Genomic DNA, 13,880 nt, shown 5'->3' with positions numbered 1-13,880 from the left:
GGGCAAAATTGGCCAGAAGCCGGTGCAAAAATAACCGTATGGACTAATAAACAGTCTGTTTTACGGAAATTTTACAAGAACTGGTATGTTCTTACAAACAATCCACATCGGCCACGATGCTTACCTGACGCAAACCTTTGTCGGTAAGGATGTCGTTGATACGTTCCTGAATATAATTTTTAACCGCCTTTACGTTCACTTTGTCACGTTCTAGTTTTATCAGAATATCATATAAAAACTGGTTCCGAATCCGTTCGACTAGTGGTTCTTCAGGACCTAAAACGCGGCTGCTACCCAGCGCATCGGTCAGTTCGGCGGCTAGGCGTTGAGCGGCTTGGCTGCTGATAATTTTGTCGGTGTGGCGAACGGTGAGTTTAATCAGGCGGGAGAAAGGTGGATAATTGAAATCCTGCCGTTCCTGAATTTCTTCGTCGAAAAGACCTTTATAATCGTTGGTGATGATTTTTTGCAGAATTGGCTGTTGCGGATTTCGGGTTTGAATTAACACCGTTCCCTGTTTACCAGCGCGTCTACCTGCACGTCCGCTCACCTGCGTGAGCATCTGAAAGGCACGTTCAGTTGCCCGGAAATCGGGAAAATGAATCAGTCGGTCAGCATCGAAAATACCGACGAGACTCACATTGTCGAAGTCCAGCCCTTTGGTAATCATTTGCGTGCCAACCAGAATATCGACCTGACCTCCCTCAAATTCCTGAATAATTTGCTGGTACGCATTTTTGGCGCGTGTCGTATCCAAATCCATACGTAGCACCCGCAAGCCGGGGAAGAAAATCTGCAACTGATCTTCGAGCTTTTCGGTACCGAAGCCAACGGTACGTACTTTTGTGGAGCCACAGGCCGGGCAGATACGTGGTACCGGATCTTTATGGCCGCAGTAATGGCAACGTAGTTCGGCATCGCGCTGGTGATACGTTAGGCTAACGGCACAGTTGTTACATTCGGCAGTCCAGTCACAATCTTCGCACTGCATATAAGGCGAATAGCCACGTCGGTTCTGGAAGAGAATACTTTGTTCCTTCCGTTCCAGATTCATTTCCAGCGCGGTATACAGCACCGACGAAAACTCATTTTTCATCGTTTTCTGCCGTTTTTCCTGCTGCGTATTGATCAGCATAATGTTTGGCAACGTAGCATCGCCAAACCGATGAAATAATTCGACCAGACCGTAGCGACCCTGTTTGGCCTGAAAATACGTTTCGAGCGAAGGCGTAGCTGAACCCAGCAAAACCTTCGCCTGTTGCCAGTGAGCCAGCATTATTGCTACGTCGCGGGCATGGTAACGGGGAGCTGGGTCATGTTGCTTATAGCTGGTTTCGTGTTCCTCATCAACGATAATTAAGCCGAGGTTATCGAACGGTAAAAACACCGATGAACGTACACCGACAACAAACTGATATTGGCCCGATACTACGCCTTTCCATACCTCAACTCGTTCATTATCCGAAAATTTGGAGTGGTAAATGCCCATCTTGTCGCCAAAAACGCGTTGCAGACGTACCACAATCTGCGTAGTCAGAGCAATTTCGGGAAGTAAATAGAGTACCTGAGAGCCTCCCGCCAGTGCCTGCTGAATCAGGTCGATGTATACTTCCGTTTTTCCACTACCCGTAATACCGTGAAGCAGCACAACATTTTGACTTTCGAACTGCTGCATAATCCGTTGCGAAGCCGCGCGCTGCGAATCGGTTAGCTTTATTTCGGCCTGTGGTGATAAGTTGCTGGCGAAACGTGGCTGAATGACTTCGAATGTTTCAAAAACGCCATTCTTAATCAAGGTAGTTAACGACGACTGTGAGAGTTCATCATCCTGATTGAGAATGGTTTTATCTAATCCTTTTTGATTCAGTGTCGGATTATGCTGCATCGGAACGTAGCGTAGGTAACGCATCACCACTTCCTGTTGCTTAGGCAATTTTTCGAGCCGATTCAACAAAACAAGCAATTGCTCCCGTTCTTCATACGTAGCGTGCAGACGTACCTTACGTACCATTTTGGGGATATATTTTTCCCGGACTTCTTCAAAAACAATCACAGCTTTCTTGCCAACCAGCGACTTGATTAGCGACGGTACGTTACTGCCCTCGCCTGCTAGCCGCCCCAGTTCTTCATAAGATAAGGCTGGATGTTTTTTTAACTCAGTGAGCAAAACGGCTTCGAACTCGGTAAGTAGTTCAGGATAATCGAAATCGGGGTTATACTGAACCTTCGACTGGCTGGAAATTTTTAAGCCCGATGGCAGTGCTACGTTCATTACTTCGCCAATGCAGCACATGTAATATTCTGCCATCCAGCGAAACATTTCAAGCTGATAACCAGTCACTAAAGGATATTCATCGAGTACTTCATTTATATAACGTGCCTGATAAGCGGAAGGTGGTGAATTATGCAGACGGGCAACAATGGCTGTGAAGACGCGACCATCTTTTTTTCCAAACGGAACAATCACTCTGGCACCAATTTTGACAAGCTCGGCCATGCCTCTCGGAACCCTATACGTAAACAAACGCGGTACTGGAATAGGTAGAATCAGGTCGGCAAAAAAAGTTACTTCGTCGCTATCAAATGATGAAAACAACGTATTGAGCTGGTCATCCACGGTGAGTAAGTCTATAAATAATGGTAAATGGGCAAATAGCGGTATTCTGGCAAAGATTTTGTTTACTAAGAAGTCGTTTAGTATCTCAATGATGTGTTGTAGGTTGTTTGTAAAGCAATAGTACGGTCTTATTGCTACCTAATCTGTTGGCTCGTAGAGTTAGTGGTTACACATTCGGATACTAATACGACTGCCTGAATTGGATTGCTAACAGCCGCATCTATGAAACAAAGCTACGCATTAGGAGCCCTCTTAAAAAGGGCATTTTGTATCTATTTCTTTCTGGGTTTATGTATAGTAACAAGCGTGCAGGCTCAGGTCAGCGGGGTTGTTTTTCGTGATTTCAACCTGAATGGCATTCGCTCTGACACGCTTCCTATCGAAACAGGAATCTCGGGCGTTACCGTTCATGCCTTCGTCGATTTGAGTAAAACGCCTATTGTTACCGTTACGAATAGTGCGGGTGAATATTCGTTTTCCGGCGCAGATGTGCCTGCGGGTTTGCCTGTACGTATCGAATTCACGAACCTGCCAACAGGCTATTACAACGGGCCTTATGGCGCTAATAGTTCTACTACTGTTCAGTTTGCGAAATCGCCAGCTACCAATGTAAACGTAGGTATTAATTATCCGTCAGATTATTGCCAGTCTTCCGGAGTTGAGTTAGCACTTCCTATTTATGTGAATGGCAACACACAGATCACGACCGATAAAGATGGAAATCCAGTACCGGAAGATAGACAAGCGGCCCGAAGTAATACGCTTATCCGGGTTTCGTATGATGCCAATGGTATAGCCAGCCCATCTAATTATCCGATTGGTAGTTTGGCGGTAGGTCAGCAAACAGGATCTACCTGGGGGTTAGCCTTTCAACGTCGGTCGAAGAAATTATATAGCAGTGCGGTTATCAAACGACACATGAGTTTCGGGCCTTTGGGTTCGGGTGGAATATATACTACGGATATTGCTACAGGCATAACCACTAATTTTGTCGATTTAAAAACGATCGGTATCGATACTGGCGACGATCCGCACAGTGGGTTGTTTGGCGATAAAACGCAGCCAAGTGTCGATGCAGGGCCTATGGAGGCAATGGGTCGTTCGAGTATTGGTGGAATGGACCTTTCTGAGGATGATAAGACATTATATCTTATCAATCTAAAAGACAGAAAGTTATATGGAATATTTATTGATTCGCCGGGACGCACACCAACTGCGGCCGATGTTAAATCTTGGAACATTCCAGACCCTGGCTGTTCGAATGGTGATTTCCGGCCGTGGGCTGTGAAATTTTATCATGGCAAAGTCTATGTGGGGGTTATCTGTTCGGCCGAAACATCACAGCAGCAGGCCGATTTAAAAGCTACGATCTACCGCTTTGATCCGGCAGTGGCGAATCCTGTTTTCGAAGAAATTTTTGCGTTTCCGCTCGATTTTCGGCGTGGATCAGCCGATGGAACGTTTGATCCTCTTGATCCAGACAGATCCTGTACAAAATATGACCATTGGCTTCCCTGGACAAACGCATGGCCAGAAACCTGCGGACTAGGCCAAAATCCTACGTTTGTGATGTTTCCTCAGCCCATCCTGAGCAGCCTTGCGTTTGATGATGATGGCTCTATGTTGATTGGTTTTATGGACCGCTTTGGGTATCTGGCAGGTTTGGTAAACCATGACCCACAGGGAAATGGCCTTTATAATGGCTTCACGGGGGGAGATTTGTTACGTGCCTACATTCATAATGGCGATTACGTACTCGAAAGCAATGGTATAGCTGGAGACCGAACGGGCAGTGGTGTTGCCAACAATGAAGGCCCCGGTGGAGGTGAATTTTATGGGCACGACGATTGGTTTTTTATTCGACATGTTGCCCACTCCGAAGTTACAAACGGTGCTTTGGTCGTTATTCCGGGTTACAATGAAGTTGTTACGTCTGCTTTTGATCCAATTGATAATATTTTTCAATCGGCTGGCCTAAAGGTGTTTAGTAATGTAAATGGCGCTGAAAACAGGAATTACGTTATTTATACACAGCAGGTTGGTTCGTTCGGCAAAGCCGCCGGTCTTGGCGATACGAGAGCCCTATGCGACGTAGCACCGATTGAAATTGGAAACCGGGTTTGGTTCGATGATAATCGCGATGGTATTCAGGATGCGTATGAACCCGGTGTCGATGGTGTCGTATTGACCCTGCATGACATGGAAAATGGTGGCGCATTAGTTAGTACGCAAACCACCCGCGATGGAGGGCAGTTCTACTTTAATAACACGAACGTTCAGGGAGGATTGAAATTCGCGCACAAGTATGAAATCCGGATGGATACCGTCCAGTTACCGTTGCTGGATATTACACTTGAAAGTACTAAACCCATTGCGCAGGCTGGTGGACGTTTGGGCGTTCGGGCAAAAGGAGCCAGAGAATCGGCTGTTGGGCAACGTCATTACAGCCTCTCTCCAGCCAACCGATCTGATTTCACTGAGGGAAATTTACGCGATTCCAATGCAAAGTTAGTTGGTAATTCCGCCGTCATTGAGGTAACCACCCTCGATGTTGGACAAAATGATTTTACATACGATTTATCGATGTACTCCTGTCCGGAATTGTCGACAGAAAAAGATACAATAGGTATTTGCCCGAACATAACGATTGATTCGATTTCAGCAACGGGCAACCATTTGAGTCGGGTCGACTCCATCCGATTTGTGGTCTTCAGCAGCCCGCAATCGGGTACAGCAATGTACGGCAGTGGCGGTACTATATTAGGCACGGTAAAACCCGACACCAACAATCGGGCGATTATCTATAATCCAGCTATCAATACGGCGAGTGGGGCTCCACAGTACGTATACGCCATTGTTTTTCCCACGCCTGAAAATCCGGCCTGTCGACAGACCGACGAAACCGTAATTGAGATTGCACCAAACTTCTCACTCACGGCAACAGCCGGAAACCTCAGTTGTAGTCAACTATATACCTTGCTGGAAGGGCAGGCTCGTTACACGAATGGAACTCCAGTTACTTCGGCTCAGTACGTATGGGCTGGGCCGTCGAGCTTTAGTAGTAATCAGCAGAATGTATCTGTTTCGCTAGCAGGCATTTATAGTCTGACAGCAACGAATCTTGACTGCCCCGGCCAAACGGCCGTAACCTCAGTGACCGTAGCGGCTGATACCGTAAAACCGACTCTTACCGCTACTGGTGCTGTGAAAATTTGCGCAAACTGTACTGCCTATCTGTTTGCTGATGCTCCGGGTGCTACGTTACTCTGGACTGGCCCCAATGGTTTCACGAGCACCGAAGCGGAGCCTCCTGTGAGCGTTGAAGGCATATACACAGTTACGGCAACGGCCGTTAATAGATGTTCCATATCGATGTCGGTTGAGCTAACACCACCAAACTCGGCTCCACCTTGTGATGACTCCCATTGTTTACCGATAACCATTAGCCGAATAAGGCGGTAAGTATTGTTTGTTTCAATAGAAGAAACGGCTTAGACAACGTAGCATGTCTAAGCCGTTTCCTTGTTTTATACGTATCAGGGTGAATTCTGGCAGGTCTTTGGGTTATATACTTGTTACGTTCCGTAGGAATCTTTGTGGCTAGGGAATCGTTGCCTTAACAGGCGATTTTTTGCTAATAGCAGGAATTGATACTGTTTTCTGACATAGGTTAGTCGTTTTTGGGACGAAATAATGCAGGTATTCGATGTAATTATTGTGGGTGGCGGTCCATGTGGACTGGCTGCTGGTATAGAAGCGGCAAAAGCCGGTCTGAGCCATTTAATTCTGGAAATGGGAAGCCTGACGGAATCGATACGGCAGTATCCGCGCCGGATGCGGTTCTTCTCAACGGCCGAAAATATCGAAATTGGCGGCTTGCCGTTTTCCATTTCGGGCGTAAAAGCCAGTCGCGACGAAGCGCTTCAGTATTACCGGAAAGCAGCGGCCTATTACAAACTGAATTTCAAGCTATTTCAGGAGGTATGGGACGTTCGTAAAGAGAACGATTTGTTCACTATTACAACAAAAGCTAGTGATACGTATCAGGCCCGAAAAGTTATAATGGCAACGGGTTATTTCACCCATCCGCGCTGGCTCAATATTCCCGGCGAAAACTTGCCTCACGTATCGCATTATTACGACGAGCCATTTAAATATTCATTTACCAACGTAGTGATTATCGGTGCGTCGAACTCAGCGGTCGAAGCGGCTTTAGAATTGTATCGGCACGATGTGAACATAACCGTTGTGCACCGTAGCGAAGATTTTCGAAGTACGGTAAAATACTGGCTCGTCCCCGACGTGAAAAATCGCGTAAAAGAAGGGAAAATCAAAACGATGTTTGATTCGTGCGTAACGCACATTGACGAACACAACGTAACGGTTTCGAACCTGAAAAGCGGTGAAGAAAGGCAGATTCCTGCCGATTTCGTGTTTATCCTGACGGGCTACGTTCCTGATGCCGAGTTACTACGTCGGTGTGGTATTGAACTCAATACCGAAACCCAAGTACCGGTGTTTGACAAAGAAACGTTCGAAACGAACATTCCTGGTCTCTACGTCTGTGGTACGGTGCTGGCGGGTATTTATACGGAAAAGGTATTTATAGAAAATGGCCGGGAACATGCCCAGGCCATTATCGACCATATCATGGGTCGCGAAGTGCATAAAGTCGCTGAGCTAATCCAGCGGATTTAAATCGTCACAGGCTCCGACAGGCTCTGGCTGTCGGTTATGCGAAAACGCATTATTTACTTAAATTCGACAGCCAGAGCCTGTCGGAGCCTTACCAGGTGCGCTTGCTCATCACTTTGTCGAGTTCGGCTCGGGTCATGGTGCCCAGTTCGGGGTGTTGGGTGAGCCATTTCAGAAACTCGGTTTTGATTTCGTCGGTCCACTGACTGTCGATCTGACCCGTTGTGTAACGCCCTGATTTTACCGCTTCAAAACCGAACTGATCCTTACGGGTCACAAATTCGCAGGTTGTAATCACCTGTTCGGCCATGTGCGCCGGTACGAACAATACGCCCTCACGTTGCGCAATAACCAAATCGCCGGGCATTACCATAGCGGCTCCAATCCGGATTGGCGCATTCAGACCCATCAAGACCATTTCTTCGATGAACGAAGGGTGAAAATCGCGGACAAATGCATTGAAACCTTTTATGTTCTCCAGCTCCTGCAAATCGCGGGCGGCTCCGTGAAAAACGACACCATTGCCCGTTTTGCTGAAAATCGCATTGCCCAACGTAGCACCCATCAACGTACCACCACCAATTTTTCCGTAGGCATCTGCTACGTAGACATCACCCTTGGTTAGCGTTTCGATAGGCCAGGCATTCGTATTTCCTTTACGTCCCTGTTTGGTTGTACCCCGTTCTTTTATGGCTTTTTCAACATCGGGTCGGCTCGGCATAAACATGGCCGTTACTGCTCTACCAATAACCGGTACGTCATTATGAATCAGTTTCCAGCCGCCTTCATATTGATTGGTGTAGCCTTCGTTTTTTAAGACAGTCCAGGCATCGTCGAGACCAATTTTTTTGGCTCGTTCGAGCAACGCATCCGGAATTTTCGGGCGTCCATCCGGAAAACGTTCGCCTTTCCATTCACCCGTTAGAAATGTCAGTTCTTCTTTTGGAATGGTTTGAGAGAACGCTGAGTTTTCAAGAAAGAGGAGGGCCGCAAGCGACGCTACGTAGGCAAATCGAAACTTCATGAATTCGGTTGTAATGGTTGCAAATACGTTAAGGTGGGCAATATGGAGCAAGAATTCGACTTATTTCTTTCCTTCCTTCGCCAGATAAGCGTCTATATCTTTTTCGGTGATGGCCAGTTTTTTGGGATATTTACCCACCCACGCCCGAAACTCACCTTTTATTTTATCCGACCAGTCGCCGTGAATTTCGCCAGATGGATACTTGCCTTGCTGCAACAATACCCGTTCAAACTCATCACGTAGCGCGGTCATTTCCGATGCCGAAACCAACCCCTCGACCAGATGCGCCGGAATAAATACGACACCATATTCATTGGCAAACACTACGTCGCCGGGGAAAACCGTCACCTCGCCGATACGTATTGGTGCATTGATCGACGTAGGCGTCATGTCCTTGATGTATGATGGATCGTGCCCTTTTACCCACGCGTTGAAGCCTTTCGTATCTTTCAATTCCTGCATATCACGTACTGAACCATAGAAAATAACGCCCTTGCCAGTTTTTCCGTAAATGGCGTTGCCAAGGCTTGATCCAATCAACGTACCGTCTTTGATTTTGCCATAGCCATCGGCTACATATACATCACCTTTTGATAAAATATCGATGGGCCAGATGTTAATGCCACCTTTCTGAGCGCGTCCTTCGGCTTTGCCCTGCTTCCGAACCAGACTATCGAGATCGGGGCGGGTGGGCATAAACTGAGCCGTTACAACACGCCCTGCCATCGTTTCGCCAGGTTTGAGAATAACCCAGTTTTTTTCGACCTGATTCCGATATCCTTTGTTTCCCAGATACCCCCAGATTTGCTCCAGCGTACAATTTTGCAATCGTTCCAGAACGAGGTCTGGTACGTTGGGCCGACCATCGGGCAGTCGATCTCCTTTCCAGTTGGACGTTAGAGCCGTTACGTATTCAACTGATGAACCAATACGTTGCGCCTGCACCGTTACTGCTACTGAAAATGCAGTAGCTATTCCAAGTAATGCGTTCTTTATTAATGTGTTACGTCTAAATATTTTCTTCATGTGAAAGCAAAAGGTTAAAGCTAGTTCTATAGTTAAAAGACGATTGAATAAGTAAAATACTGGCATTTGTACATTTTATAGGTGAATAGCCGAAAACCAACATTAACTTTTTATCATGAAAAATATCTTTGCCCGCTTAGCCGCTTCCGGCAACGCATCTGACCGCCGAGATTTCCTGCGGAATGCCGGTTTAGGTGGATTATCGCTGGGTTATATGTTCGACAAGCCATCGAATCCGCACGCTACGGAACAGGAGCTTGAATTTATTACACAGCGGGTAGCTCGTGACTCCAAACCTTCGGAACTGAAAATTACGGATATGCGTATTGCCGTTTTGCAAGGCGTACCGTTTAGCAGTCCAATTATTCGGATCGATACGAATCAGGGACTTGTGGGCTGGGGCGAAGTGCGTGATGGCGCTAGCGCCAATTATGCGTTGATGCTGAAAAGCCGGATTCTGGGTAAGAATCCATGTAACGTAGAGCAGATTTTTAAGCAGATAAAGCAATTTGGTAACCACAGCCGGGCCGCCGGTGGGGTTTGTGGCGTTGAAATGGCACTCTGGGATTTAGCCGGAAAAGCCTATAACGTACCAGCTTACCAGTTGCTGGGCGGTAAATACCGCGATTATATCCGGTTGTATGCCGATACGGCTGAAGGTAAAAATTACGAGGAGTTCGCCAAGAATATGGAGGTTCGTAAAGGGCAGGGTTATTCGTTCCTGAAAATGGACTTCGGTATTGGTATGCTAGCCGATCAGCCGGGTATGCTGGTCAATGGCTCTAACTGGAGCGTAAAACAGCAATGGAACGATAGAGAAATGGGTAAACTAGGCAATTATGCCAATACCAAACACCCATTTACCCGGATTCAGGTTACCAAAAAAGGTCTTGACCGACTCGTAGAACACGTTGGTAAGGTGCGTGATATTGTTGGGTACGATACGCCACTGGCTGCCGACCACTTCGGTCATTTCGACGTAAATACGGCTATACAGATTGGTAAAGCAATGGAACCTTTCCGGCTGGCTTGGCTTGAAGACCTTGTGCCCTGGTTCTACACCGATCAGTGGAAGCAAATTACAGATGCCATCGATACGCCAACGCTGACCGGCGAAGATATCTTCCTGAAAGAAGAATTTATCAAACTTATCGATGCTAAAGCGATCGACATGATTCACCCGGATCTGGCATCGTCGGGCGGTTTGCTGGAAACCAAGAAAATCGGTGATTACGCCGAAGAAAAAGGTATTCCGATGGCCATGCACTTTGCCGGTTCGCCGATTTGTATGATGGCCAACGTACATTGCGCTGCGGCTACCGAAAACTTTGTGGCCCTCGAACACCACGGCGTAGACGTTGCCGGTTGGGAAGACATTGTTACGGGTATAAAACCAATTGTTGAAAAAGGTTTTGTGAAGGTGCCAGACAAACCGGGTTTAGGTGTAGAACTGAACGAAGAAGTCGCTAAGAAGTTCCTGAGAAAAGGAGCAACCTGGTTCGCGCCAACCGATACGTGGAACACGAAAGATTCGGCTGACCGCGAGTGGAGTTAGTTGATACGTGTGCTGATTGATTAGTTTGTTCCCGGCAGCATCCTGCTGTCGAACCACGTCAGTGGTTAATTGGGTAGTTACAACCTAGCCTACGGCTTCGACAGCAGGATGCTGCCGGGAACAAACTAATCACTCATTGCAAATTAGTCCAGCAAATTTTCAAGTGCTTTATTTAAATCAGCATATTGATACTGAAACTTGGTTTCGTCGGCGATACGTTTATTCAATACGTAGTTGCCGCCTGTAACAACCACAGCCATTTCGCCATAGAGAAGTTCAATAGCAAAATTTGGAATGTTGGGTAGCAGCAAAGGCCGATGAATAACTTTGGCAATGGCCTGTGTCAGCGTTTCGTTGGTAACAGGCGTTGGCGCAACGGCATTATACGTTCCTTCCCACGATTTGTCAGTCATTGCTGTAATGAAAAGCTGACATAAATCATCAAGGTGTATCCAGGAGACGTATTGCTGTCCCGAACCAATTGGCGCACCAGCCCCTAGTCGGATAGGTTGTGTTAGTTTAGCCAATGCGCCACCTTCGGCCATCAGCACAACGCCGATACGTAGTTTTACTGTTCGAATACCAAGGGCCGTTATCTGATCTTCCGAACGTTCCCAGGAACGTACCACCTGTGCCAGAAAATCGGACCCTCCCTGCGTGTTTTCATTCAGCGGCCGGTCGCCCGTGTCGGCACCGTAGTAACCAATGGCAGAAGCCCCTACAAACGATTTTACGTGATGCGGATGCTGCGCCAGTGTCTGTACGAGCAGATCGGTCGATTGGGTACGGCTTTCGATGATTTCCTGTTTACGCTCTTCACTCCATCGTTTGTCGGCAATACCAGCGCCAGCCAGATGAATAATATGATCGGCAGTTTGAAGGGCTTTCGGGTCGATTTCGCCTTTTTTTACATCCCATTTATAGACTGTTACGTTAGGTAGCTGACCAGAAGCCTGTTCTGACGTAGAGCGACTCAACAGAGAAACCTGAAATCCTTGCTGTTGAAGTAGTTGGGTAAGCCGACGACCAATAGAACCGGTGCCACCCGTAATAAGAACGGTATTTTGCATGACACTAAACAATAAGTATTAATTATAGAAACCCCAGATTAGGTATTACGGTTTTCGCGGATCAACGTAACGTTTTGTTCCGTATACATCATCCTTTATTCTGTTTTAGCCTTCCTCTCAAAAAGAACAGTTAATTTTTTATCACTTCTCGTTAGAAACGAAGCAGAAGCTGGCTTTTGAAGAATAATAACTCAGCATCCTCAAGAGCAACTGATAGAAAACCTTAATCGAGCTTTTTCATGAAAGAAATTCAAAAAATAAACCGCCGGGCTTTTGTGGGTCAGGCAGCAACTGCGCTGGCAGGATTCGCTATTGTTCCGCGCTACGTATTGGGCGGTAAACGGCCCGACGGTTCGCGCTACATAGCACCCAGCGATATGATATCGTTAGGCTTTATCGGAACGGGTAAACAAGGCAGAGGGCTTACCGGCTCATTTTTAGGAACGAATGAAGCACGTATCGTTGCCATCAGCGAAGTTTATAAAGCTAAGGCTCAACTGACACTCGACCGAATCAAAGCGCATTACGAAAAAAATACAGAAGCTGGAAAATACACAGACGTACCGGTTTATAATGACTTTAGAGAACTATTAGCCCGCAAGGATGTCGATGCCGTGGTGATTGCTGCACCCGACCACTGGCACGCGGCAATGGCTGTTCGGGCGGCCGAGGCCGGAAAAGATATTTATTGCGAAAAACCATTGGCACTTACCGTAAAAGAAGGCCGGGCTATGGTCAATGCGGCTCGTAAATACAATCGAGTTTTTCAGACTGGAAGCATGCAACGTTCGTGGCCCGAATTTCGGCAAACGGCTGAACTGATTCGAAATGGCTATATCGGTGAAGTAAAAACGATTAAAGTAAACGTTGGGCCACCCCCTGTTGCCTATAATTTATCAGCCGAACCCATTCCCGAAGGACTCGATTGGTCGGCATGGCTTGGCCCTAACGAACCTGTGCCGTTTAATTCTGAACTGGCTCCGCCAACATCGAAAGACGTTTTCCCGAACTGGCGTAACTATAAAGAATTCGGTGGTGGCATGGTAACCGATTGGGGTGCGCACATGTTCGACATCGTTCAATGGTCGCTGGATATGGACAATAGCGGCCCTGTGGAAGTTATCGCTCCCGATGGCAAAGAACACCCTTTTCTAACGTATCGGTATGACAATGGCATCGTGATGACGCATGAAAAATGGGACTGGAACAACGCGATTCACTTCATTGGCTCAGAAGGTGAGATAAAAGTTCAGCGTCGAAAACTGGAAACAACGCCCGCATCGCTCAAAGACAAAGTAATCGGCGAAACCGAAAAGCACGTGTACCGGAGCGACAATCACTATAAGGATTTTCTGGAGGCTATGCGGAAACGTAGTAAACCCATCTGTGACGTAGAAGTAGGTCATCGTACTGCTTCAGTTTGCAACATTGGCAACATAGCTTACCAACTGAAGCGACGGCTGGAGTGGAACCCGAAGAAAGAAACGTTTAAAAATGATAAGGAAGCCAACGCATTGCTGGGCCGACCAATGAAAAATGATTGGGGTATCAAAATTTAGAAATCCCTTCTTACTTATTGGTTCGCAAATGGACATTTATGCCGAGTTCGAACAACAGTAGTTATAATACTGATTATGAAACGCAACTCTTTGGCAACTTTCTGCGTACAGGCATTTAGTTACCAACCTATTTTACAATTCGGTTAGAACGCGAGATAAACGCCAGCCCTACATAGGGCTGGCGTTTTTTTGCAAACTATGCTTTATGTTATAGAGAACTCTCTAAACACTTAACTGAAAATTAATGATTTCTCAATTCAATTGATTTGAAACTGGCTTTTGCGCCGAAAATGGCCTGTTTTAGTCTCATTCATATCAACTATATATATAGTAT

Annotated in this window: 8 protein-coding genes; 4 read left to right on the top strand and 4 right to left on the bottom strand. The window is 46.7% G+C overall.

All coding sequences use genetic code 11. The features are described 5' to 3' along the window. Positions 1-91: 91 nt before the first annotated feature. Positions 92-2,617, bottom strand: a complete 2,526-nt coding sequence (gene priA, locus ACYVD4_RS30895) for a replication restart helicase PriA (protein ID WP_460952194.1) — start codon at positions 2,615-2,617, stop codon at positions 92-94. A 222-nt stretch (positions 2,618-2,839) separates the two neighbouring features. Here priA and ACYVD4_RS30890 point away from each other — a divergent pair, with 222 nt between their 5' ends. Both ACYVD4_RS30890 and ACYVD4_RS30885 read left to right on the top strand, forming a co-directional pair. Beyond that, complete coding sequence (locus ACYVD4_RS30890) at positions 2,840-6,079, top strand: SdrD B-like domain-containing protein (RefSeq protein WP_460952192.1); 3,240 nt, start codon at positions 2,840-2,842, stop codon at positions 6,077-6,079. 231 nt (positions 6,080-6,310) lie between these two features. Then, positions 6,311-7,315, top strand: coding sequence for a YpdA family putative bacillithiol disulfide reductase (locus tag ACYVD4_RS30885; protein ID WP_460952191.1), 1,005 nt, complete (start codon positions 6,311-6,313; stop codon positions 7,313-7,315). An 88-nt stretch (positions 7,316-7,403) separates the two neighbouring features. On the opposite strand, the gene ACYVD4_RS30880 is transcribed toward ACYVD4_RS30885, so the two are convergent. Together ACYVD4_RS30880 and ACYVD4_RS30875 are read right to left on the bottom strand one after the other, a co-directional pair. After that, a complete protein-coding gene (locus tag ACYVD4_RS30880) occupies positions 7,404-8,336 on the bottom strand; it encodes an RraA family protein (RefSeq protein ID WP_460952190.1) in 933 nt (310 codons plus the stop codon). 60 nt (positions 8,337-8,396) lie between these two features. Then, on the bottom strand, positions 8,397-9,362 hold the full coding sequence (locus ACYVD4_RS30875) for an RraA family protein (RefSeq protein WP_460952188.1): 966 nt from the start codon (positions 9,360-9,362) through the stop codon (positions 8,397-8,399). 115 nt (positions 9,363-9,477) lie between these two features. Here ACYVD4_RS30875 and ACYVD4_RS30870 point away from each other — a divergent pair, with 115 nt between their 5' ends. Further along, complete coding sequence (locus ACYVD4_RS30870; RefSeq protein ID WP_460952187.1) at positions 9,478-10,917, top strand: mandelate racemase/muconate lactonizing enzyme family protein; 1,440 nt, start codon at positions 9,478-9,480, stop codon at positions 10,915-10,917. A 143-nt stretch (positions 10,918-11,060) separates the two neighbouring features. Here ACYVD4_RS30870 and ACYVD4_RS30865 read toward each other — a convergent pair whose 3' ends face one another. Further along, a complete protein-coding gene (locus tag ACYVD4_RS30865; RefSeq protein WP_460952186.1) occupies positions 11,061-11,987 on the bottom strand; it encodes a TIGR01777 family oxidoreductase in 927 nt (308 codons plus the stop codon). Between the two features lie 239 nt (positions 11,988-12,226). Between ACYVD4_RS30865 and ACYVD4_RS30860 the strand changes: the two genes are divergently transcribed. Continuing rightward, positions 12,227-13,546, top strand: a complete 1,320-nt coding sequence (locus tag ACYVD4_RS30860; RefSeq protein ID WP_460952184.1) for a Gfo/Idh/MocA family protein — start codon at positions 12,227-12,229, stop codon at positions 13,544-13,546. Positions 13,547-13,880: the final 334 nt, after the last annotated feature.

The organism is Spirosoma daeguense, assembly GCF_054776875.1.
This window is presented reverse-complemented; position numbering and strand designations above follow the sequence as displayed.